Source organism: Bacillus cereus group sp. MYBK14-1 (assembly GCF_051916885.1).
GTDB lineage: Bacteria > Bacillota > Bacilli > Bacillales > Bacillaceae_G > Bacillus_A > Bacillus_A cereus.
Window position 1 is genome coordinate 371,523 of sequence record NZ_JBQAHM010000004.1, and the last position, 22,107, is coordinate 393,629.

Below are 22,107 nucleotides of genomic sequence, written 5' to 3' on the forward strand. Positions count from 1 at the left end.
ATAACAGACCAATTCGCTTTCCCCTGTCATATTTTGTCGAATCAATACAATAAAAAAAAAGCATCTGAAACAGATGCTTTTTCTCATTCTTAATACGTAAACGTAATTGTTACTAAAGAATACCCTTCTTTCGCATTGTAAGGCTCCGCTTTATAAGAAACTCGATTTGCCCCTTGCGGATAATCGATTTCACCAATTGCCTTTTTCACATCTTGCAGTGCACCATTCATTGATTGCTTGTATAGCACTTCAATTTTCTCTGGTTTTGCACTATAGCGTTGCTGCATTTTATTTTTTAATTCGGTATAGTTATTTGCGATATATTCATTTCCTAAATAGTTTAACTTTGTATCTTTTAATATTTGTTGATATGCAGGCGTTTTCGTACTACCTGCCGCAATTTTGTTTGTCAGTGTACTATAATAATTCGTTGTAGCTTGCGGGTAGTCTCCGCGGTTCCACTCATGATTTCTTGCGATTTGTTCATCTGATAAATTGAAATACGAATACGTTACGCGGCCCTGCTCATCTGGAACCGGATCATCAAATGTTGTATCAAGATGATACCATTTGTTTTCGATTTTCACTAAATTCCAAGCATGAGGTTGTCCGTCCCCAGTTCCTGTCACGAAATGATTTTCAATTCCTGCTTCTTTTAATAATTGATACGTTAATAGTGCGTAACCTTGGCAAACCGCAGAACGATTTACAAGTGCTTCATATGCTGTGTAAGCTTTATAAGACGTATCATAAGAAACATGTTTTACTACGTAATCATGAATCGCCTTCACTTTTTCGTGATCATCCATTCCAACTTGAGTAATAGAAGAAACGATTGCTTTCGCTTGTTTCATGACATATTCCGTCTGTTCTTTCGTTTCACGATATGTAATCTTAAGCGTAAATGTATAATTTCCAGGTGATCCAGAAAGTCCATATGAAACATTCGATCTATTATTATTTGTATACTCATTTTTACTTGCAACTTCTTTATATGCGTTAAAAAGTGTATTCATCACTTCGTTTGTATTATTGTTTTTCGTTTTATATGGAAGTGTAATATTTGTCTCGTATGTATTAATACGCTTTTGTACTTCCTCTTTAAACGCTGTTAATAATGCAGCATCTCCTGTATCTTTCACATCGGCATTTTTATATTTTAAAGTTTTATATAAAAACTGCGCATACTGTTCACGTGTTACTGTTCCATACGGTTCAAAATTCCCGTTCCCTGTGCCATCTGCGATTCCATTTGACTGCACTGCACTAATTGCGTTTTCTGCCCAAAATGGATTTGGAACATCCTTAAAGGTATGTTTTTGTTTTGCCGCAAGATGGAAAGCATTTGTAAGAATTTGTGCCATTTCCGCACGACTCACAGAAGCTTTCGGTCTAAATTGGCCATTTTCATCACCTTTAAAAACTCCTAAATTCGTTAAAGTTAATACCTCTTCTGGAAACATTGTAGAACTTTGATTAATATCACCGTAAGGATTTTTAAACGTAGACCCATCCTTTAATACGTAACGAGTTCCATCATTACTAAACGAACCGCCTTGTTTATTCGGTACTAACACTCGATAAATTAAAGCCGCAACTTGCTCCCTTGTCGCAACATCTCCAAAACCAAATATCCCATTCCCATAACCGGAAATAATATTTTTACTCGCTAAATCTTTAATCGCAGGATATGACCAATGTGATGTCGGCACATCAGAAAAAACACCCACTTCAGCAGCCTTCACACCACTGCCATTTGTATATAACAACGCACCACCAATCAGTGATAATGATGTAATTGATTTTAATAGTTTTGTATACATAATGTCTTCTCCCAATACGTTCTCTATTTTTGTTGGTTTATGTCGAAAAATCTAAAAATATGACAAAATATATTATACAATTAAAAGTTTTTGAGGGATATATTGAATTTTAAAATATGCAAAAATTCATATTGTTATAAGGATTCATAGTGATATTATGTTATTTTACTTGCGAATATATAAATAAAAAAACGCTCATCTGAGCGTTTCATCTATATACTTATTAGTTACTTTTTCTTCACTTAGAACTCTTCTTCGGTAATCATCCTTCGATCTAACAACTCTTTATACTTCAATATTTCTTCAGCCCCACGGCTCTCCATGCGTATATTGTATAACACTTGTTGTATTGACCTTTGATTGGTCCGTTGAAACATTTACTCCATTTAGAGATAATTCTATTGAATTTTTCACTACTAATCACAAAAATATCTTATAATCTTTATATAACAAATTAATGTATTGGGAGTAGATAAAATGCCAGTTACACTCGAACTTATTCTTTTCATTCTTATAGCAATTAGTGCTGTTGGCTATTTAATAAAAGAATTTCAAAAAACTAGGAAACGAACACTTGGAATTTCACTAGAATTTTTAGTTCTTTTCTGGTCAATATGGAGAATATCAACTATTATAATCTAATTTATAAAACATAAATTCCTTCGAATGAAGTGAAACTCTAATCAGCGGGAGTTTTACGGGATAAATTTACCAGTATTTTTACCATAACATTCATGTTAAAATCCCTTGTGAGTACGACATAACTCGACCTTATGAAGCTCCGCAGCTTTTATCGCGGAGCTTTTTTTATTAAAATTAACGCTTTTGTTCACTTTTTTGATACATTTACGAAACATTCATATGTTACGTTATATAAGTCCTTTTTTAAATCATATTCATTCTAGCAAAAAGTCCTAGTCCCCCTAGGACTTTTTGCATTCAAATAATGAGTTGTCTTTTTTCTCAATAACCGAAACTATTTAACGTGGTAAAATAATAATTGGACTGGCATCCAATACCATATTACAATGGAGCAAATCGCAAGAAGGCACCTTAGGGTGTCTTTTTTATAGAGAATCAGTTTAAAAACTAAAAATAAAAGAACCTCAATAAATGAGGTTCAAAAAATCTACTATTTTAAATTACCTTCGTAAAAAGCAACTCCATGTTGAACATGTTTTAAATACCACGTAATCGTCCCGCCACAAACATTTTCATTAAAACTATTAGCATATACTCCATTTGAGTAATAAAGAGTTCTTTTGAATTTACCATTAGAATACTCATAAGGAATGGAGCAGGCTGCTTGCTTCGGAGAGCTCACAGCTTTTTGTGTATCAGCTGAAGCTGCACCCATTCCTCCTGTTAATGCAATACCTGTTGCTAACGCTCCTACTACTAATTTCTTGAACATAATAAATCCCCCTTTAATAGTTTTTATAGATTACAACTTAAATGTATCACTTTTGTAATTTATGTAAATATCTTGAATATGTAGAAATATTTATTTAATTATTAGTAATATTAGGATTTTATTTTATCAAATGGAAAATAGAGGAATTAGAGAAACGTGTGAAAATACAGATAGGTTTATATTAAACGAATGTGGTCCAAGTCGGCGTAAGGCACCTTAGGGTGTCTTTTTTGTACATAAAAAAATCTCACCATTTTATCGAAACGATAAGCCCTTTAAAACAATAATTGCAACTATATTAATTTTACATTACATTAAGGTTAGAGAATGTTCTTATATTAATAAAGTGCTAAATAGTAGGTGGCAAAATGGAATTTAACGATTTGGGTATTACCATTAAAGAACTTAGAATTAAAAAAAATATATCACAATCCGAATTATGTCATGGAATATGTTCACAAAGTCAAATTAGCAAGATTGAAAAAGGTATGATTTATCCATCTAGTATATTGTTATATCAATTATCAGAAAGACTTGGTATTGATCCGAATAACATATTTGCACTAACTCAAAACAAAAGATTAAAATATGTAGAAAACGTAAAATACGTAATAAAAGATTGCTTAAAGCAAAAACAATATAAAGAACTTTATGAAATAGTAAAAAAAGAGAAAAACTTAAATAATTTTCAAACAAAAGATGAGAAACAATTTCTAATGTGGCATGAAGCAATTGCTATATTTATGGTGGATAAATCAATAAAAACTGCTTTAGATTTTTTAAATAATGCATTAAAACTGACTTTAACTAATTCTGATTTTTTATCAGAAAGAGAAATAGATATTATGCAAACAATGGCTATATTTTATGCAGAAAGTAAAGAATATGAAAAAAGTATTAATATATTCAAAAGATGTTTAACTAATTTTAATAAATTAGATTTTCCTAGAGATAAAGAAATTAAATTAAAACTCATGTTAAATTTAGCAAAATGTTTCGACTTCACATATCAACATGAAGAGGCAATAAAGTATATTGATAAGGGTATCAAATTAGCAATTAATCTAAATACTTTATACTTACTAGGTGAACTATTCTATTTAAAAGGTCAGTGTTTATTAAAAATGAAACAACATAATGTAGAAGATGTTATTTATAACTGGAAAAAAGCATTATTTATATTTGAACTAACAGAAAAAGAATATTATACAAAAATGCTACCAGATGAACTTATTGAAATACAAAATAAAAAACACTCATAATTTCGTAAAAACTACTTACAAAACCCACAAAAAAAATCCCTACAGCTTTTAAACTTAGATCGATAATATTAAAATTAATTTAAGTCGGCGAAAGGCACCTTTAGGTGTCTTTTCTTTATTTTTACAAGGACCTGCTCAATTAATTTCTAAAAACATAATAGGGAATATTGTTTTATTTATCTCATTTTCAGTCATGCTATATATAAAATTCTTTAATAAATCCACCTCAAACATACTTATATGCATAGGAGTATGTTTGAGGTGGAACTTCTTCAAATACTAGTTCCTTTTATAAACCGTTTTTTGATGTAGATGACATTATTCTCAATACAATAGAATGAATTATGGGAACATATTTAGCAATATATATCAAAAAACATATTAAAAAAACCCTTCACCTTAAGGTAGAAGGGATCTTCTAATTTCTATTTCAAACTACCCGAAATCTCCGTAAAGGTACCCCAAGCGCATGTGCACCTGCATCTGGATATCCTAAACTTCTTTCACCAACTACCGCTCCTCTGCCGAATGATCTTTCAACGATAGATTATATGCCTTGAAGTGCTGTTTGCAACATTTCAATTCAGATATACGACAGTAAAGAATACATTATCACAGTGTCAGCAAGCAAAAGTGTATTCTGCATTTCTGAAAACAGTAGATGGCAGATTATGACCTACTGAATCTGCTAAGAAAGAATATACAAGAACATCCTTAACATCCTCTCTATTTCCACTAATGATGACATCAAGGAAATCTTCTACTTGGAATTCTGGAGTAAACAACACAATCTTAGTTGTTCTGTTTGGTTCTAAAGAAACAAAAGTACGAGAGATTTCAACTAATTCATTTTGAGTTGGGAAAAAGGTGTTTCGACTTCTCTTAACAGTTACCGTTACATTACTAGTATGACAGCGTGAATCATTGTTTAACATAATGTTGAGAGCAGTTGGAATAATCCCATTTTCAGAAACTGGAACTCGAAACACTCCAGTAGATTTATGAGCCATATAATCACATCCTTCCAAAATAAAATATATTTACAATATATTAAATGCAAAAAACGTTCATTTTGATATGGACAAATTACATGATTAATATATCTATAATAACCCTCGGTATTACTAAGCCAATGTTTTAAAAGATTAACAAATAATTACCTCTGCAAATTTAGAAAATATCTACACTTTTTACAAGCATTATTACAATTAGATAAACTAAAGCAATATCCCATTAACAAAGGGACTCCATAATTGGAGTCCCTTTGTTAATGAGATATTAAAAATGATCAGCATGTGAATATTGTATAATTTCTTCCTTTTTTAGAGCATGTTGTGTATCACCTGTATTGTTACTAAATGATAATGCTATCACTAATCCTAACGTCGCTAATACAAGCTTCTTCATTATTTTAACGCCCCTTTGCTTAGTAATTTTTGTTTCGCTTCGTAACATACATCGAAATAATCACTAACTTTTTCATGCTTATTCAATTTGCGGAAGCGAACTGCTAATACTTCTGCATATTCTTCTACGAAATCCCATAAATCCTGCGTTTCAAAGTAAGAAATACCTTTTTTCACTTCTTCTTCTAAGAGTTCAATTGCTTCATCTTCATTAAGAGAACGTAAAATATTGAAATGATATACATACTCTTCATTTCCTAATTCTATACAAACTGCTAATCCTTTTTCAATAAGTTCTTTTGCAATAATTGTTTCTCTTAGCTTGTAGTGTTCACGTGCTTGTAAGAACAATGCTTTAAAATGGACAGGATTCTTCTCTGTCACTTCTGATAAATGACGAATCGCTAATGTAGATAAGTTTTGAGTTGCATATAATAATCCTAAATTATGCCTTACTACTAAAATTAATTTTTCTACATTATGTTTTTGCAACAGGTCAATGGAACGATTCAAATGTTCTTCCGCTTTTTCAAATTGCTTTAAGAATATACAAGCTGTCCCTAGTGTGTTTTCACAAGAAGCAACTTTCACCTCATATCCAGCATGCCTTTCAAAGATTTCTTTCGCTTTATTTGCGTATTCAATAGATATTAACATACTAGACATATGATGATTTAACACCGCATATTTTTGATAAAACTCTGCATGCTCTAGTTCGTCAGAAATATGTTCTAATAAACTCTCAGCTTCTTCATATTGCCTTCTGGCTTCATTATAGTTACTAAACATTAAAGCATGTTCTGCTTTAAAAGAATGATAGTAATAAGCTGTGAGTGTATCTGTCGATTCATCAATTGTATCAATTGCTTCAAAACTATCTTTTCGAATACTCACTCGATCAGTTAGCATTCTATATTTTAGGTCTAGTAAAGAATAATATAATAATAAATTTTGATTTTCTTTTTCTTCTGCATGTTTAATCTGTTCAATTTTTTCATCTATTTCTTTCTTTAATTCAGTTGCTTTTATAATGTGCTGCGACAACATCATTTGATAAAAATCATTAAGTTGTTGCATAACCGCTTCATGCATTAAAATATTTGTGCTCATATCACTACGTCCTCCTCAACTACTTCTATTCACCTGAATATTACCATTATTCTGTATATTATATAATAGTTCAACCTGCAATTGTAAATTGATAAAAAAATAACAGAATATTGTGAATCAATAGTGGAGATTAGCTGAGAAATGGTTACTGTAAAAAAATAAAAAACTTATGATATTGCTTGTATCATATTTGCTCTTATATATGATTCTGTTACAAAGTTTTCTAAGTTAATATAAACTCTAGAAAAAATGAATAAAGATCACCACAGATGAGTTATCTTTAATCCATACAATAATTATAAGTATTCTGACGATTAATATTATTATTAATAAAAAATATTGAAATATTCCATTTTTTCTAAAAGTGTATTATACTGTAAATTGCTGAGGGGCAACTTTAGTATTTTCTGGTAACTATTCAATTTGTTAGGTTGTTATTAGTATTATGGTAACGAAAACCTTATATTTCCCCCTGAAGATAAAGCATTAGCAGCAATTACATCGAAATATCATAATAATAATTATTTTCTTAACAATATCACGGAATTTTAATTCGGAAAATTCTAATTATTAACTAATATAAAGTGCTAAATAAAATATTTAGACAATTGAAGTCCAACAACGATTAGAAGATATATATATTAGAAAAGGAATTTTGGGAGATCTTATCCCATATAACTAATACATATAGTGTTGTATCTTTAAATCAATAAATTTTTCGATAAGCTAGTTAATAGATTATTGAATTTAATCTTTTGATAGAGTTAAAAAAATCAACTTTATATTCTAATTTAGAAATTACTAGGTGGTGTCGGTAGTGTTTGAGTACCTTTTAGTTAAAGCTTTATTTACTATTTTCTTAATTAGCCTAATCGTGTTAATCAGTGTAATATGGACTAAAATAGAAAAAATTATGGACGAGACTGTATTTAAAAACGTTTCTGAAAAAACCAGATATGTAGTAACTATGATAATTGTTATGGTGGGAGAATTTGTTCTCATAGTCATTACTTCATTAAATTGGAAAGCTTCAATTATTGACACACTCTTTTTTGGTAGTATTATTTTGTTCTGCTGTATATGGCTAATACCTTATTTTGTTAATCAACAACAAAACGTCGCTAAAGTTATGGATAAGCATTTTAGTGGAGGGGTAGATTTAGGTGAAATTCAAGTTCATCGTGCGAAACTTTCTGCATTTAATTTAGGAAGTATTGTATTTTCTATAGTGGGAATTATTATACCTATTTGTTATTATTTTAAATACTTTTTATAACGGTTTATTGGTTCTGTTGGAAATTTTTCTAAAGATATAGTAATAGGTGAGATTACAGATATTTATGTAGAAACAACTTAGATGTATAAGACAATCCATTTGAGCGAAAACAGTAAAATACCCTAAAAAAAAGAGACCATATAAGGTCTCTTTTACTTGTATTAATTTAAAAATGATACTCATTTCCAAAACTTCTACCAGGACTTCTTTTTAGCTGCCGCTATTTCTTGTTGAGCCAATACGATAGTACGTTTTGCATCTTGGATTTCTCTTACCATTTCCATAAAGTTATCATCTCTTAATTCTAGCCTTTTTTCTATTCTTTCTTCACGTTCCTTACGATCTTTGATATCATTTTCAATTAATTTATTTCTTTGATCAATGCGATCACCTAATCTTTGTTCCATTTCTAATAATTTTACTTGCTGCACCTTATTAATCTCTTCTATTGTAAATATCCATTCCCCTCTTTTTTTCCTTCTGGCTTATAATATTTTGCTTTTCCTTCTTTAATTAATCCATTCAACACATCACTATTTTTTAATCTATTTAATTTCATGTGTAGATTATCCAGCGTAATCTCCCAACGATCACATGCTTCCCTCGGCGTCATAATTTCATCCAAAGTAAATAACATTCTCTCCATCTCCTATTTCTGTTATTTACAAGTGAAAATCCAGTTTTTCACAGGCTATTTTACAAAATTTTTACAGGGGATATGTTATATCGTGTCGAAGACTTAAATTATAACCATATCTTTTTACTTCTATACTTCCATTATCTAGGAACCCCCCCAGTATCCAAGACTAAATTTTACCCATACATCATTTTTTTGATGTAGCTCTTGAATATAAAAACTATTTAATTTTCAAGGAACAATTATTAACTTAAAACTTATTATACGAGGAGGGTGTATCATGAAAAAAATATGCTTTGTATTAATTGTCGACGCTGGTATAAATTATGGTTCAATATTTTCTCTACCATTTTTAAGGAATCAGGATGATTTGAAGGAATATTTTTCCAAACATTATGATGTTTCAATTAATTATATTAGGGATAAAAGCTCAGTTGACTATTTGGTAGTTCCCAAACCGTGTCCACCTTTTGATAATGAAAATAATCTTCCAATAATTGAAGTACCAGCAATTTTATTTATGGAAAAGGATTTTGAAAAAATAAAGACTTATATAGACAATTATTTTTCTAATAACTCATAAAGAAAATAAAAGTAGAGTAAAAAGAAGTCCGATAAAAAACGAGATTTATGTCCTTCTGTATCACCAAAATCGGTCGTTTTTGGTAATACAAAAAGACACATACTATTATTCTCGAAAACTACAGAAAAATCCCTCCACCTTAAGGCAGAGGGACTTTCCAATTACTATTTCAAACTACCTACAATCTCCGTAAAGATAACCCCAAGTGCATGTGCACCTGCATCTGGATATCCTAAGCTTCTTTCGCCAACTGTACCAGCGCGGCCCATGCGAGCTACGATTTCTTTCGTGTACTCTGCTCCTTTGACCGCTGCTTCTGCTCCTTTTTCAAAGGCAGTTTTTACGTCTACTTCGTTTGAGGCGCTATCTAACCAAGAGTCTACACATGGAGCAAGTGCGTCAACAAGTGTTTTGTCACCAACTACTGCTCCTCTGCCGAATGATCTTTCACCGATCGATTGGATGCCTTGCAATGCTGCTTGCAGCATTTCAGCGAATTCTTTCACTGTTAACTCACGCTTCTCGGCTGCTGCTTTACTAGCTGCGCGGAATGCACCGCCCCAAATTGGACCAGATGCGCCGCCGCAATGTTCCATAATAATCATCGAACAGCCATCAAGGAATGATCCGATCGTTACGTTTTCTTGTTCTACAATAGAGTGCCACTCACGTTTTAATTGCTTAAATCCTTTTGCCACACTCATTCCGAAGTCGCCATCACCAGCATGCGTATCTAGCTCACAGAACGGTACTTCATTTTTAATAATAATATCGCTCATTTTATCAACGAGATAAATCATGTTGTTTAATGTAATAACATTATCTTTAATAACAGCGTGCTCTTCCGCAGTTTCTAGTTCAAATGAAACTTCCTTCTCTTCTGTCTCTTCAAGTACATTTACGTACTCTACACTTTCAACTGGACCGTCTACTTTAAACGCTGGTGTATTACATTCTTTTGATAGTAATGTTTTTAGCTCTTCATCTAACTTCATTACCGTTAAAGACATACCAGCCATATCAATACTTGTCATATAGTTACCGACGAATACTCTATTAATTTTAATGTTTCTTGCAGCTAGTTCTCTCGTAACTGCGTTGTTAAATAAGTAAAGTTCTTGCAGTGGTGTTCCGCCAAAACCGTTAACTAGAATTGCGATTTCCTCGCCATCTTTTACTCCTAAATCTTTTACAAGGTCATTTGTCATACGGTTCGCTAGTTCATCTGCTGACAGCATTTTTTCACGCTTAATTCCTGGTTCGCCGTGAATACCTACACCGTATTCCATTTCATCTTCCGCAAGTGTGAAAGTAGGTGATCCACTCGCTGGAACTGTACAAGACGTTAATGCTAAACCGATTGTGCGCACGTTAGCCGCTGCTTTTTCTGCTACAGCTTTCACCGCTCCTAAATCCATACCTGCTTCCGCTGCTGCGCCGGCAATTTTATGAACTAAAATAACGCCCGCAACGCCGCGGCGTCCTACTGTGTACAGGCTATCTTCTACCGCAATATCATCGTCCACCTTTACGTAGTCGACTTCAATTCCATCTTCCGTCGCTAAATGCGCACCGTTTTTGAAATTCATAATATCGCCGCTATAATTTTTAATAATTAATAACGTACCTTTTTTACTAGCTGTCTCTTTAATCGCTTGGTATACCTGAATTTGTGAAGGTGACGCAAACACATCTCCGCACACTGCCGCATCTAACATTCCTTTTCCGACTAATCCTGCATGTGCCGGCTCGTGACCACTACCGCCTCCACTAATTAACGTTACTTTATTTTCGTTCATTTCTTTCTTCTTAATCACTTTATATTTTTTCAAAAGCTCAAGCTCTGGATGAGCCATAACCATTCCGTTGCACATTTCCATTACTAATGTTTCTGGTTTGTTTATAATCTTTTTCATTGTAGTTCTCCCTCAATTCCTTTAATATATTGTGATATATTTGAAATCTTCTTCTTACTAACCATGTTAAAATGAAAGCGTTTTATAGTAAACGGACAAAATGGACAATCTGTCTAAAGACACCGCTCTCATTTATAGATAGGATTTTCATATTAATAACATTCTAGGGATGATTCAGATGACCTCTTCTATAATTTCTAAAAAGATAATCGCGAACTCATTGAAGTATTTAATGGAAACAGAGTCGTTTCATAAAATATCAGTGAGCGATATTATGTTACACTGTCAAATGCGTAGGCAAACTTTTTATTATCATTTTAAAGATAAATTTGAACTATTAAGCTGGATTTATAGAGAAGAAACGAAGGAAAACATTATCGACTTTCTCGATTATGAAACGTGGGAAAACATTTTCGATTTATTATTTGATTACTTTTATGAAAATCAAAAATTTTACCGAAATGCTTTTAAAGTCATTGAGCAAAACTCGTTTAATCACTATTTATTTGAGCATACGAAAAACTTATATATGAAGATTATCGATGAACTATCTGTGAGCTGTGGATTCAGCCTTTCTGATGAGACAAAAAATACGATTGCCTCCTTTTATAGTCACGGCTTCGTTGGAACGATAAAAGATTGGATTGAAAGTAAGTGCGAAGTAGATCCTTCCATTATGTCTTCTCTTATGAAAAATATGATAAACAATCAATTACTACTATTACTGGAGCAATCAGCAAAGTAATTAAAGGGTGGCAAAAGCAATGAAAAAGATTATGAATGATGTACAAAATATCGTTCAAGATATGCTGCACGGCTTTTATTTTGAACATAACGACAAAGTAAATTACGATGAAACGAATAACATCATTTATGTAAAAGATATCGAAAAAATGAAGCAAGACGTCGCTATTATAAGTGGCGGTGGTAGCGGACATGAACCTGCTGATATTGGCTATGTAGGAAAAGGTATGCTTACAGCGGCAGTAAACGGAAGCATCTTCACTCCGCCTACAGTGGAACAAATTGCGGCGGCAACTCGCCTTATGCCAAAAGATAAAAGTATACTATTCATTATTAAAAACTTTAAAGATGACGTTGAGAACTTTCTTGCGGCAAAGCAGATCGCTAAAGAAGAAGGAAGAAAAATTGACCACATCATCGTAAATGACGACGTTTCAATTGAAGATGATGCTTCTTTTAATAAAAGAAGACGCGGCGTCGCTGGTACTGTTTTCGTTCAAAAAATACTTGGTGCGGCCGCTCTTGAAGGCCATTCTCTAGAAGAACTAACAACACTTGGCCGCTCTATCACTAAAAACTTACACACATTAGGAGTTGCTCTTTCCCCTGTCAACGATCCAGTAAAAGGAAAAGCTTCATTCACATTAAATGACGATGAAGTGTTTTATGGCGTCGGCATTCACGGAGAAAAAGGTTACCGTAAAGAAGCACTATCCTCTTCTGAAATATTAGCGATCGAACTAATGAACAAACTAAAAAGCATTTATCGCTGGAGAAAAGGAGACAACTTCGCTATCCTCATTAACGGACTCGGCGCAACTCCATTAATGGAACAATACATTTTCGCAAACGACATTCGCCGTTTGTGTGAACTTGAAGGATTGCAAGTGACATTCGTAAAGGTTGGTACACTGTTAACTTCTTTAGATATGAAGGGTGTTTCGCTTAGTTTGCTTAAGGTAGAGGATTTTGATTGGGTGAAGTGGTTGAAGGCGGATGTTAGAGTGGGTAATTGGTAAGTAAAAATTATGATGATAAAAGCCTTTAACTATAACAAGTTAAAGGCTTTTTGCAAATTGAAATATCACTCGAGCATTCAAAAGAAATTCGTAATTGCCTCACTGAATGATGACAGGTCTTCCAAATAAAGCTGGATGATAAATTAACATCGCTCCTACAAATGAACATACTAAACAAAAAATAGCCTCGTATTTTATAACTAGAGAAGAGCTGGTATCAAGCTTTTCCCCCTCTCTTTTAAATATCATTTTTAAAGCTCTATATAATAAATACCCAATAATCGCCCCGAGGGTGTTCGTAAATAAATCATCAATATCTGTAATTCTATTATTTAACAATTGATTTAACTCAATTGCCAATGAAAAAAAGAATCCTGCACATACCGTGTTTTTTATTTTTCTAAAATACGGCCAAATCATCGGTAATAAAAAACCGAACGGCATAAACAGTACGATGTTCAAAAGATACGTAGTACTACCTGCCGTATCAAATAGAGTCAAGTTGATTTGACTTACACGAATCCACGTTTCATATCTACTTATATCCCATACAGTTGCAATCTGCGTCACCTTATACACTAACGAAAGGTAGAACAGAAAAACATATACCCATAGAAAATGCCGAATAGATATGTTTCTTTTCGCTTTAAAATAAAATCCAATTTGAAATAAAATACAAAACATAATTGTAAAAAAATAAGTATACAAATAACTCATTAAAACTTCTGTATGCATGTGGAATCCCCTAACTTTACATTTTCATCTATTATTTTAGAATATAGTTTAAGAACCAGTACTTTGTTCATATGTTTAATCTTCTACTTTGTCTTCGAATATAGGGAATATATTAAAAATAAAAAAATCCCCACTTATTCATTTTCAGTCTCCTCCTTGATGTAACTTGTTTATAGGATAGAAAAAACTTTTAAAATAAAAAGTGGGGGAAATATAAAATTTTTCTTAAATTTTATGTTAGATTTTATTATTACTCTAATTACTAATCCGCTATTCGTTGTTAGGCAACAGTATGCTTAAACTTAGGTTTCACTTTATCCCTTCTCATCCCTCATACTGTAATACCCCAAATTAATAATAACCAAGAAATACCCACTCATAATTCCAGCAGCGAATGTCCACATGAATTCATGGTGTTCAATTTCATACATAATAATCGCGCCGAGTATTGCGGCTGCGAACCGATTTATCATTCCAAGCATCGGTGCTTTTTCTTTTTTTACAATGCTATCTCCGAACTTTTCAATACGCCTTCCTAAAATCCAGGCACAGTACATACTTACTAAAAGGCCAATGCTTATCCCTACGAACTGGGCTGAAAAAGGTGTCACAAGCCATCCCAATAACATTACGCCTAGCAAACAATACATTTGTATGTTGAATGATCTTAATGCCATACGAATCATGTTATACTCCTTTATCTTTCTCATTGTAATCCCATATCATCAATCCAGGCTTCAAGCTTTCAGCTATATCTTTTTTAAAATGAGGGAATTTGATTTTGCTTACCATTAAATAAGCGAGTACGCATGTACCAAACGCCACGGAAACTGGATTCTTTAAAAAACATAAAATGAGGAGACACATTGCCGCGAATGGGATTGGCATGCCGATAAAGGTCGGGAGTTTGCTTTGCTGTGTGTTAAATCTTGCAAGCCGAAGCATGCCGCAAATACTGTAAGCAAGCGCGCATATCATCCCGATAGACTGCAAATCTTTTAACGAGGCACTATATGCAAGAATAGACGGTGCCACACCAAAAGTAACTAAATCCGCAAATGAGTCTAACTCTCCACCAATTTCCGAAACAGAATCAAGTTTCCGAGCGACCATACCATCTAAAAAGTCAAACAACATACCTGTAATAATAAAAACTGCTCCCAAATAAATATCGTGAACGAAAACAGCGTAAATAGCTAAAAGCCCACATACAAAATTTGCTATCGTAATCATATTTGGTATGAAACTCATAATACACTTCTCCTCCTTTCTACTAATTGCTTCATCTACGTTCTTACTCATTACAATCAAGATCTTTCTGTTTTTCTTCCAATATGACTTTATTTATTTTCGTTAACGTATCTGTCATTTGCTCTAGGGCGTTTATATCGATTTTAGAAAAATATTTCTCAATTAATACATCATCTAACTCCGACAACCGCTCTATATACTTACTACCGTTTGGACCAAGTGTAAGAAAATACTCCCGTTTATTATTAGGGTTTACTTGTTTTGAAATCATCTTCTGTTTCTCCAATTTAGATAAAACTTGACTAACGGCACTTTTTGATATATTAAAAGTAGTCGCAATGTGATTTGCTGTCGTGTTTTCATTTAAATTAATATGAAATAGCATGCTCTCTTGCTGTCCTGTAAGACCGAATTCATCTTTTAACTCCTGGAATAGTAAAATGTAGAATTCATTATAAGCTCGGTTCATTTCATTAATTACTTCTTTATACGTTCTAGTCATAGCGTTATTCCTCCATGCTTTTATTTCGTTTTGTTTAATAGTTAAGTTTACTTAACTTAACTATATTATACCGTTATGTTCGTGTAAAGGGAAATATAACTCTACACTTTACTCACAATGATACAAAAAAGAAGACACTCTTCTAAAACAAGTTAAGTCCCTTCTTCCTCACCGCTTCCTTCATCCAAATACCCGATTAATCGTTCTGAATAATCAAAAAGAAAATCAATCAAATTCCATATAGACCCATTACTGGTTAAAATGTTATAATGGAATTACCCTACATAGTTACTCATAGCCAGACTGAGGAACTAGCGTCTTATTAAGTAATGCGCATAACTAAAATAAAAAAGACACTTTACGGTGTCTTTTTTATTTATATTCCTAGGAATCATCTCTTTTATAAACAGACTCTATCAAACAGTAAAGGAGACAAACAGATGGAACATCCTGTTGCAAGAGAATTACGTTTTATACGGGTATGTCTTATCATTTTGATTATTGTCATTGCATTCTGGGATCGTGAGAAAACTGTGGAAATTACTGATCACGGTAGCGATCCTATCTTAAACACCAGCAATATGACCCAAGTTGGTGAGAATACATTTGCATACAAAGACGAATCGAATCAAATTAAAATATTTAAGTTTAATCCAGATACAAATGAAATAAAATTAATAAAAGAGTTTTATGCTAACGAATATTAATTACATGAATTAAATAATTCAAATCTGTAGAAGGCACTTTAAAGTGTCTTTTCTTTATGAACTACAAAGTATGAAGTTCAAAGCCTTTAGCCATAATTACGACTAAAGGCTTTTTGTATGTAAGTAAATGAAAAAGGAGCTAATTTTATGGAACATAACAAAAATGGAGTGCTTGCTTTAATTGTTTTATTTGTAGGACTAGCATTTTTTGTTTTCGGTATGGTTTATCATTTATGGGGAACGGTTTAAAAATAAATAATAATTCATTTAAGAAAAAGTACTCGTATGAGTACTTTTTTAAATGTCATATAAAAACATTCTAAACTTACTTACATGCATACAATTATCAAAGATAGTTATATAATTGAGAAGGTTTTAAATTATCAATCTATATTTATGTTGATTAGGAAAGGAGCTAAAAATGTTAGAAATCATTTTTGTTGCTGCATTACTTTTATCTAGTATCATTCCCATCTTTATCAAACGGGGTTTGACGAAAAAAAATGGAGTCATTTTACTAATAAATTATGCATTATTATTTGTCACCATCATTGTAATTGGTGCAAACTGGCGTATGATTCCCGCCTATTTCTTATTGTTCGTTTTAACATTACAAGTTTTTTTGAAACCAAAAACTACAGCCGTTTCTAAAAAGTTAGTGATGAAAGTTTTAAAAGGTTTAGGAATTATCGTAACTGCTATCGCAATGTTTACATTACCTTTACTTTTTCCGATCATAACACTCCCAGAGCCTAGTGGAAAATATACAGTAGGCACGAAAGCTTTTCATTTAATTGATACAAATCGAAAAGAAACAACTGTACCAAATAATCATGGAAATCGTGAGTTAATGATACAAGTATACTATCCTGCCGCAAAAGGATCAGGGAATCCTTCTGCCTATTTTGAGAACATAAACGAACTGGGTGAACAATTGGCAGTAACAAACGGTGCTCCGTATATCGTAACGACACATTTAGGGCTGACAAAAACACATTCTTATCAAAATGCTAAGCCACTTCAAGCTAAAGAAAAATTCCCCCTCCTTTTATTCGGCCATGGGATGGGATTATATGGTCAACAAAATACATTCCAGTTAGAGGAATTAGCTAGTCAAGGCTATGTAGTAATCGCTCTTAATTTCACGGGATATGCAGCAACAACGATTTTCCCTAACGGAAACCGTGTAGACTCTATACCAATTGAAAATACACCTACGGCCTTAAATACCATAGTTCAAAAATGGGAACAGGATACTACTTTTGTTTTAAACGAAGTAATAAAAGGTAATTTCGATAAAAGTTTTAAAACGATTGCAGACTTAATTAACTATGACAAAATTGGAATGTTCGGTCACTCTTTTGGCGGAGCAACTGCCGCACAGATGCTAGTAAAGGATACGCGTATTAAAGCTGCAATTGATATGGATGGCGGATTGTTTGGCGACCCAATGCCTAAAGACGGTCCTCAGAAACCATTCATGTTGATGAATGCTGAGGCGACGATTCATTATATGAAAGAAGCCGAGAATCAAAAGACAACCGGAATCCAAAATGAATTATTGGAAATATCCTATTTAAGAAATAAAACGATTGAAAAACCGGGCGTGTACACAGTGGTAATTCCAAAAACAAACCATACCAGTTTTACAGATTTAGCAGCATTTTCACCTATTATTAATGAACCAGACGAAGATGTAGCCGCAAATTATACACTCATTAATAAACTAGTAACTAGCTTCTTTGATCAAAATTTAAAAGGGATAAACGAAAATCATTTAGAAGAAATTCAGAAGCAATATCCTGAACTTCAGCTCATGAAACACTAATAATCATTCATTTCCCTAGTCATGTAACCCCTCACTACGCTTGAGGGGTTTCTACTTTAACACAATTATAAAAAAGGCCTCATTACTGGGGCTCTCAAAAAATAATACGAATAAATGAATTAAAACAAATAATAGATAACTAAAATAGGAGTCGACAATCGTTATTTTCTTCTTATTTCTAAAGCAATATGGATATATCTTCTTAACTTCATTTGGATTGTACAAGCAAAAGAAGACATCTTAATTGATGTCTTCTTTTGCTTGTAGTTTTATGAATTTTTTTGAGCAGCTGCTCTCCAATCACGAAAAGATGTTGGGCGTCCAGAAAAAGCTCTTTGCTTTGTAACAGATGGTTTTTCTTCAGGAGTCATTGTTTTTTCTTTAAGAGTCGCTGGTTTTTCTTTAAGCGTCACTGACTTTTCTTCAAGAATAGTCACAGCTGTTTGCATTTTCTCTAACTGTTCTTTCAACAATTGTTGTTCAATCTTTAAATCCGTAAGTAAACGTAAAATCATCTCAGAATTAGCCATAAGATCCTCCTTCCCCCAATACACAGAATAAAATACAATATGTAGAAGACAAAATTCCGGTGACAAAAATAAGATCGTCAACTCTTTTTAACTTCCAAAATCCTTTTATTTTTTTAAGGACCTGCTCCATTCACCCTTAAAAACATAAATTAAATTAAATCCATTAATAAATGGTCTTTATGGAAGGAGGAGTTAATATGGGCTATGGAGGTAGTTGTGGTGGTGGCTGTGGTTTCGGCGGCGGATTTGCCTTACTTGTTGTGCTCTTCATCTTATTAATCATCGTTGGCGCTAGCTGTTGGGGCGGCGGATTCGGCTGCTAAGGAGAGGCACTCTTGAGAGTGTCTTTTTTTGATATGTGGCTCGTATACATATTGCTCATAATTTCCGTTCTGGGGATAGTATAATATTGGCTCAGCATGTCAGCTCCCCCCTAATTATTAGTTGGTTCAAATCGATATAATTCTTTTAAATATAGGTTAAAACTATATTTCTCAAGGAATAAAACAATTTAACATGGTAAAATAATAGTTGGATGGGAGTCCAATATATTATTAAAATTAAGATGGTTCAAGTCGAAGGAAGGCACCTTAGGGTGTCTTTTCTTTATGACTTCTATCATCAACAAAGGGTGATACAAACTATTACATATGTTTGTACCACCCTTTATTGATGCGTTTAGACTTCACAGTTGTTGAAGTTTTAGACTTCTCCCTTAGTGTACCCATATTATTAGAACATCCTGTAATCTGTAGACAAAATGTAGCTAATAAAAACAATATTAATAATTTCTTCAATAAATCCTCCTACATGCATAAAACACCATATGTTACAAAACAAACATAACATCAACCCTTTATAAAAACAATATAATCCTCGGTCCTTAAGCTATCTCTTAACATAGGAGTACCGCTACATATTCATCAAGCTAAGATTTTAAAATATCCTTTACTTAAGGAATTTGTAAGTATCAAGTAAGAAAAACGAGAGCTTTGTTTCGTATAATCAAAATATAAAGTGAAGGAAGAAAGATTATTTCTGGGATTAATATGCATGTGACAAGAGAAGAAAGCTACGTTTTTTTAGAATAATAATATGAGTATGTCCAAGTTTTGGAGATTGCTTGCAAATATTTTGAAGTTTTCGCACCAGAATTCTAATTACCATACCTGTTTTGTACCATCACGTATTGGAGGTTAAAACATGAATAAAAAAAAGAAAATACAAAGATCAGTACTTACCTTTCCCCTACTCTTTTCTTTAGGCGTTTCATCTTTCCCGCTTACAACAACTATTCACGCAGATACACGCGAAGAACAATCTGCTGAAAAGAAACTAGTCTCTTTAACGGAGCGTACATCATTATTTTTTGAATATCTCCAGCAAGGTAAGTATGCAGAGGCACTACAGTTGACGTCTACTGCTTTTCAATCCAAGTTTACAGCAACCACATTACAAAACTGGTGGACACAAAGTGGCGGGAGCGGGATAAAAAGCATGGGAACCCCCGTGATAAAAGAACGAAACTTGGTCCATCAGACGGTAGAAATTCCAGCAGCTACCGAAGGAACTACCATACCGCTACTCCTTAAATTCACACCTGGCGGGAAAGTAGATGAAATTGGAGAAAGGCCACCCGAAGAATCTTATACCATCCCACATCCTAGCTATGATCAACCTGACTCCTATCAAGAACGTGAAATCGTCATTGGAAATTCTACCTATCCGTTACCAGCGACATTAACAGTTCCGAAGCATCAGCGTGGTGAAAAGGTACCCGTCGTTGTTCTTGTGCATGGTGCTGGCATCCATGATCGCGATGCTACCTATTTGGGAACAAAAATCTTACGAGACCTTGCGGTGGGCCTTTCATCCAACGGAATTGCAGTGTTGCGCTATGAAAAACGTACCTTAGAACATGCATTAAAGATGAGTACAGAACCTGTTACATTAGACCGTGATACTACAGATGATGCCATATATGCAGCAAAGTCAGCAGCGCAGCAGGAAGGCATTGATCCAAATAATATTTTCATTCTCGGACATAGCCAAGGAGCTGGCACAATGCCGCGTATACTGAGCAAAGCGCCTTCCTCACTTGTTCGAGGAAGTATCTTACTCGCACCACCTGCACGCCCTTTGACTGACATTGCCATTGATCAGTATGAATACCTTGGGGCATCAAAGGAAGAAATCGATGAACTAAAAAGACAGGCTGCTTTTATTCAGGACCCTACTTTCAATCCTGACCATCCTCCAGCTGGCTACAATTTTAGGTCACCTCATTTTATGTATGATGTTTCTAGGTGGCGTCCAGTTGAAGAGGCAAAATCACGAAAAGAGCCTTTACTCATTTTGCAAGGAGCACGCGATTATCAAGTAACAGTAAAAAATGAATATACAAAATGGCAAGAAGGGCTTGCAAACCGCAGGAATGTTCAGTTCAAAAAATACCCGAAATTGAATCATTTCTTCACGGAAGGTGACGGGGAATTAAGCCTCCCTAGTGAATATGAAATCCCTGCTAATATTCCCGAGTACGTCATCCAGGACATTATTACATGGGTTAACGAGACAAAAAAATAAGAAAACATCAAAAGCCTTCATGCAATTATCATTGCGTGAAGGCTTTTTGAAACTAGTGATTCAGAGATAGCTATTATAATGCATCAAAACGAAAATTATATTTTTCTACGTACTAAATAAAACGCTAAGGAACCCATAATAACAGGTGCAACGAAGTCAAAGAAATATGAAAAAGAAAAATTAAAAAGAAAAAGAAATGGTATAAGTGTATAGATAACTGCTAGTCCTATAAATAAAGGAATTCCAAATTGAAACTCTCGACATCGTTTAATTTTCCTATATAAAACTTCCCCAATTAGACAAGCTATAAGAGCTGGTATACTACCATAAGTGACGATAGTTTTTATGAACCCCTGTAAAACGTCTGGGTGAATAAAGCTAGGATTAAAAATATATGAAATTAAGAACCATCCAAAAATAAAAGCAAATAGACTTGCAGCATAACTAACTACAAATTTTATCAAAGTAAGCAACGTAATCATCCTCACAATTCCCTAATATTATCTTCATTTTATCATTTTCTCTTAAAAAGATTCCAAAAGGGTATACTTGCCCTTCAGCTTTCTTTTTTAACGCTTGTTCAAGACGTATTTTTTGATGTTATTTTGTATAAAAAACTTTTGGGAGCAACCTGTTCTGTTAGGTTGATAGCGATGGGGTGCCGCCACATGCCCATCAACTTAAGAAATTTTACTACCCCCAATTGTCAAAAAACGTTATTCTTTCTACAAAACTAACTAGAAAGGATGACGTTTTTTATGAATCTTTCGATTCAAGA

At 33.3% G+C, this 22,107-nt stretch carries 21 protein-coding genes and 5 pseudogenes; 10 read left to right on the plus strand and 16 right to left on the minus strand.

Features of this window, described 5'->3' with window-relative positions; genetic code table 11:
- Window positions 1–89: 89 nt before the first annotated feature.
- Both ACTFR3_RS14840 and ACTFR3_RS14845 read right to left on the minus strand, forming a co-directional pair.
- Window positions 90–1,823 carry an S-layer homology domain-containing protein gene (locus ACTFR3_RS14840; protein ID WP_000288216.1) on the minus strand — a complete coding sequence of 578 codons (1,734 nt, stop codon included), beginning with the start codon at window positions 1,821–1,823 and terminating at the stop codon, window positions 90–92.
- A gap of 1,132 nt (window positions 1,824–2,955) precedes the next feature.
- Entirely contained in the window at window positions 2,956–3,237 is a 282-nt protein-coding gene (locus tag ACTFR3_RS14845) for a hypothetical protein (RefSeq protein ID WP_000473820.1), read from the minus strand.
- 368 nt (window positions 3,238–3,605) lie between these two features.
- Here ACTFR3_RS14845 and ACTFR3_RS14850 point away from each other — a divergent pair, with 368 nt between their 5' ends.
- Window positions 3,606–4,499 (plus strand): helix-turn-helix domain-containing protein, encoded by an 894-nt coding sequence (locus tag ACTFR3_RS14850; protein WP_440044516.1) that lies wholly within the window; start codon window positions 3,606–3,608, stop codon window positions 4,497–4,499.
- Between the two features lie 425 nt (window positions 4,500–4,924).
- Here ACTFR3_RS14850 and ACTFR3_RS14855 read toward each other — a convergent pair.
- The 4 genes and pseudogenes from ACTFR3_RS14855 to ACTFR3_RS14870 form a co-directional block, all read right to left on the minus strand.
- Window positions 4,925–5,025, minus strand: a pseudogene (locus ACTFR3_RS14855) (DAK2 domain-containing protein); the annotation flags it as partial.
- A 94-nt stretch (window positions 5,026–5,119) separates the two neighbouring features.
- The gene (locus tag ACTFR3_RS14860; RefSeq protein WP_000940664.1) at window positions 5,120–5,509 is read right to left on the minus strand and encodes a hypothetical protein; all 390 of its coding nucleotides are present in this window, start codon (window positions 5,507–5,509) and stop codon (window positions 5,120–5,122) included.
- A 268-nt stretch (window positions 5,510–5,777) separates the two neighbouring features.
- Window positions 5,778–5,906, minus strand: coding sequence for a hypothetical protein (locus ACTFR3_RS14865; RefSeq protein WP_000737557.1), 129 nt, complete (start codon window positions 5,904–5,906; stop codon window positions 5,778–5,780).
- On the minus strand, window positions 5,906–7,015 hold the full coding sequence (locus ACTFR3_RS14870) for a tetratricopeptide repeat protein (RefSeq protein WP_135811474.1): 1,110 nt from the start codon (window positions 7,013–7,015) through the stop codon (window positions 5,906–5,908). Before ACTFR3_RS14870 ends, ACTFR3_RS14865 begins: the two co-directional genes overlap by 1 nt.
- A 607-nt stretch (window positions 7,016–7,622) precedes the next feature.
- Here ACTFR3_RS14870 and ACTFR3_RS14875 point away from each other — a divergent pair.
- Both ACTFR3_RS14875 and ACTFR3_RS14880 read left to right on the plus strand, forming a co-directional pair.
- Window positions 7,623–7,728, plus strand: a pseudogene (locus tag ACTFR3_RS14875) (BtrH N-terminal domain-containing protein); the annotation flags it as partial.
- A gap of 104 nt (window positions 7,729–7,832) precedes the next feature.
- The gene (locus ACTFR3_RS14880; RefSeq protein WP_000464477.1) at window positions 7,833–8,291 is read left to right on the plus strand and encodes a hypothetical protein; all 459 of its coding nucleotides are present in this window, start codon (window positions 7,833–7,835) and stop codon (window positions 8,289–8,291) included.
- 194 nt (window positions 8,292–8,485) lie between these two features.
- Here ACTFR3_RS14880 and ACTFR3_RS14885 read toward each other — a convergent pair.
- Window positions 8,486–8,740 (minus strand): annotated as a pseudogene (locus ACTFR3_RS14885) (DUF3967 domain-containing protein); the annotation flags it as partial.
- Window positions 8,726–8,928, minus strand: a pseudogene (locus tag ACTFR3_RS14890) (hypothetical protein); the annotation flags it as partial. The pseudogenes ACTFR3_RS14890 and ACTFR3_RS14885, both read right to left, overlap by 15 nt.
- Before the next feature lie 280 nt (window positions 8,929–9,208).
- On the opposite strand from ACTFR3_RS14890, the gene ACTFR3_RS14895 reads away from it, so the two are divergent.
- Window positions 9,209–9,511 carry a hypothetical protein gene (locus tag ACTFR3_RS14895; protein WP_000717610.1) on the plus strand — a complete coding sequence of 101 codons (303 nt, stop codon included), beginning with the start codon at window positions 9,209–9,211 and terminating at the stop codon, window positions 9,509–9,511.
- A 164-nt stretch (window positions 9,512–9,675) separates the two neighbouring features.
- Here ACTFR3_RS14895 and dhaK read toward each other — a convergent pair whose 3' ends face one another.
- Entirely contained in the window at window positions 9,676–11,427 is a 1,752-nt protein-coding gene (gene dhaK / locus ACTFR3_RS14900) for a dihydroxyacetone kinase subunit DhaK (RefSeq protein WP_440044517.1), read from the minus strand.
- A gap of 178 nt (window positions 11,428–11,605) precedes the next feature.
- Here dhaK and dhaS point away from each other — a divergent pair, with 178 nt between their 5' ends.
- Window positions 11,606–12,172 (plus strand): dihydroxyacetone kinase transcriptional activator DhaS, encoded by a 567-nt coding sequence (dhaS, locus tag ACTFR3_RS14905; protein ID WP_000204220.1) that lies wholly within the window; start codon window positions 11,606–11,608, stop codon window positions 12,170–12,172.
- A gap of 19 nt (window positions 12,173–12,191) precedes the next feature.
- On the plus strand, window positions 12,192–13,190 hold the full coding sequence (gene dhaQ / locus ACTFR3_RS14910) for a DhaKLM operon coactivator DhaQ (protein ID WP_000723363.1): 999 nt from the start codon (window positions 12,192–12,194) through the stop codon (window positions 13,188–13,190).
- 99 nt (window positions 13,191–13,289) lie between these two features.
- Here dhaQ and ACTFR3_RS14915 read toward each other — a convergent pair whose 3' ends face one another.
- The 4 genes from ACTFR3_RS14915 to ACTFR3_RS14930 form a co-directional block, all read right to left on the minus strand.
- Window positions 13,290–13,925, minus strand: a complete 636-nt coding sequence (locus ACTFR3_RS14915) for a VanZ family protein (RefSeq protein WP_000556719.1) — start codon at window positions 13,923–13,925, stop codon at window positions 13,290–13,292.
- Window positions 13,926–14,239: 314 nt separating this feature from the next.
- Window positions 14,240–14,611, minus strand: coding sequence for an ATP synthase subunit I (locus ACTFR3_RS14920; protein ID WP_000620610.1), 372 nt, complete (start codon window positions 14,609–14,611; stop codon window positions 14,240–14,242).
- Window position 14,612: 1 nt separating this feature from the next.
- Complete coding sequence (pssA, locus tag ACTFR3_RS14925) at window positions 14,613–15,176, minus strand: CDP-diacylglycerol--serine O-phosphatidyltransferase (protein WP_440044518.1); 564 nt, start codon at window positions 15,174–15,176, stop codon at window positions 14,613–14,615.
- 43 nt (window positions 15,177–15,219) lie between these two features.
- Entirely contained in the window at window positions 15,220–15,678 is a 459-nt protein-coding gene (locus ACTFR3_RS14930) for a MarR family winged helix-turn-helix transcriptional regulator (RefSeq protein ID WP_000198939.1), read from the minus strand.
- Between the two features lie 440 nt (window positions 15,679–16,118).
- Between ACTFR3_RS14930 and ACTFR3_RS14935 the strand changes: the two genes are divergently transcribed.
- Together ACTFR3_RS14935 and ACTFR3_RS14940 are read left to right on the plus strand one after the other, a co-directional pair.
- Window positions 16,119–16,385: a YmzC family protein gene (locus ACTFR3_RS14935; protein WP_000400965.1), complete on the plus strand. Its 267-nt coding sequence runs from the start codon at window positions 16,119–16,121 to the stop codon at window positions 16,383–16,385.
- Window positions 16,386–16,806: 421 nt separating this feature from the next.
- On the plus strand, window positions 16,807–18,213 hold the full coding sequence (locus ACTFR3_RS14940; RefSeq protein ID WP_017672948.1) for an alpha/beta hydrolase family protein: 1,407 nt from the start codon (window positions 16,807–16,809) through the stop codon (window positions 18,211–18,213).
- Window positions 18,214–18,482: 269 nt separating this feature from the next.
- Here the strand turns inward: ACTFR3_RS14940 and ACTFR3_RS14945 are convergent, their stop codons facing one another.
- Entirely contained in the window at window positions 18,483–18,743 is a 261-nt protein-coding gene (locus ACTFR3_RS14945; protein ID WP_000013691.1) for a hypothetical protein, read from the minus strand.
- 197 nt (window positions 18,744–18,940) lie between these two features.
- Here ACTFR3_RS14945 and ACTFR3_RS14950 point away from each other — a divergent pair, with 197 nt between their 5' ends.
- Entirely contained in the window at window positions 18,941–19,066 is a 126-nt protein-coding gene (locus ACTFR3_RS14950; protein ID WP_000540377.1) for a YjcZ family sporulation protein, read from the plus strand.
- A gap of 880 nt (window positions 19,067–19,946) precedes the next feature.
- Window positions 19,947–21,329 carry an alpha/beta hydrolase family protein gene (locus tag ACTFR3_RS14955; RefSeq protein WP_440044519.1) on the plus strand — a complete coding sequence of 461 codons (1,383 nt, stop codon included), beginning with the start codon at window positions 19,947–19,949 and terminating at the stop codon, window positions 21,327–21,329.
- Window positions 21,330–21,424: 95 nt separating this feature from the next.
- Here the strand turns inward: ACTFR3_RS14955 and ACTFR3_RS14960 are convergent, their stop codons facing one another.
- Window positions 21,425–21,811: a hypothetical protein gene (locus ACTFR3_RS14960; RefSeq protein WP_000631589.1), complete on the minus strand. Its 387-nt coding sequence runs from the start codon at window positions 21,809–21,811 to the stop codon at window positions 21,425–21,427.
- 28 nt (window positions 21,812–21,839) lie between these two features.
- Window positions 21,840–21,959: pseudogene (locus tag ACTFR3_RS14965) on the minus strand (GNAT family N-acetyltransferase); the annotation flags it as partial.
- Window positions 21,960–22,107 lie beyond the last annotated feature (148 nt).

Coding starts and splice junctions, on each gene's coding strand:
- ACTFR3_RS14940 (WP_017672948.1), top strand. CDS start 16,807: ATGTTAGAAATCATTTTTGTTGCTGCATTACTTTTATCTAGTATCATT.
- ACTFR3_RS14865 (WP_000737557.1), bottom strand. CDS start 5,906: ATGAAGAAGCTTGTATTAGCGACGTTAGGATTAGTGATAGCATTATCA.
- dhaQ (WP_000723363.1), top strand. CDS start 12,192: ATGAAAAAGATTATGAATGATGTACAAAATATCGTTCAAGATATGCTG.
- ACTFR3_RS14945 (WP_000013691.1), bottom strand. CDS start 18,743: ATGGCTAATTCTGAGATGATTTTACGTTTACTTACGGATTTAAAGATT.
- ACTFR3_RS14950 (WP_000540377.1), top strand. CDS start 18,941: ATGGGCTATGGAGGTAGTTGTGGTGGTGGCTGTGGTTTCGGCGGCGGA.
- ACTFR3_RS14845 (WP_000473820.1), bottom strand. CDS start 3,237: ATGTTCAAGAAATTAGTAGTAGGAGCGTTAGCAACAGGTATTGCATTA.
- ACTFR3_RS14955 (WP_440044519.1), top strand. CDS start 19,947: ATGAATAAAAAAAAGAAAATACAAAGATCAGTACTTACCTTTCCCCTA.
- ACTFR3_RS14920 (WP_000620610.1), bottom strand. CDS start 14,611: ATGATTCGTATGGCATTAAGATCATTCAACATACAAATGTATTGTTTG.
- ACTFR3_RS14850 (WP_440044516.1), top strand. CDS start 3,606: ATGGAATTTAACGATTTGGGTATTACCATTAAAGAACTTAGAATTAAA.
- ACTFR3_RS14870 (WP_135811474.1), bottom strand. CDS start 7,015: ATGAGCACAAATATTTTAATGCATGAAGCGGTTATGCAACAACTTAAT.
- ACTFR3_RS14935 (WP_000400965.1), top strand. CDS start 16,119: ATGGAACATCCTGTTGCAAGAGAATTACGTTTTATACGGGTATGTCTT.
- dhaK (WP_440044517.1), bottom strand. CDS start 11,427: ATGAAAAAGATTATAAACAAACCAGAAACATTAGTAATGGAAATGTGC.
- ACTFR3_RS14915 (WP_000556719.1), bottom strand. CDS start 13,925: ATGCATACAGAAGTTTTAATGAGTTATTTGTATACTTATTTTTTTACA.
- ACTFR3_RS14840 (WP_000288216.1), bottom strand. CDS start 1,823: ATGTATACAAAACTATTAAAATCAATTACATCATTATCACTGATTGGT.
- ACTFR3_RS14860 (WP_000940664.1), bottom strand. CDS start 5,509: ATGGCTCATAAATCTACTGGAGTGTTTCGAGTTCCAGTTTCTGAAAAT.
- ACTFR3_RS14960 (WP_000631589.1), bottom strand. CDS start 21,811: ATGATTACGTTGCTTACTTTGATAAAATTTGTAGTTAGTTATGCTGCA.
- pssA (WP_440044518.1), bottom strand. CDS start 15,176: ATGAGTTTCATACCAAATATGATTACGATAGCAAATTTTGTATGTGGG.
- dhaS (WP_000204220.1), top strand. CDS start 11,606: ATGACCTCTTCTATAATTTCTAAAAAGATAATCGCGAACTCATTGAAG.
- ACTFR3_RS14895 (WP_000717610.1), top strand. CDS start 9,209: ATGAAAAAAATATGCTTTGTATTAATTGTCGACGCTGGTATAAATTAT.
- ACTFR3_RS14930 (WP_000198939.1), bottom strand. CDS start 15,678: ATGACTAGAACGTATAAAGAAGTAATTAATGAAATGAACCGAGCTTAT.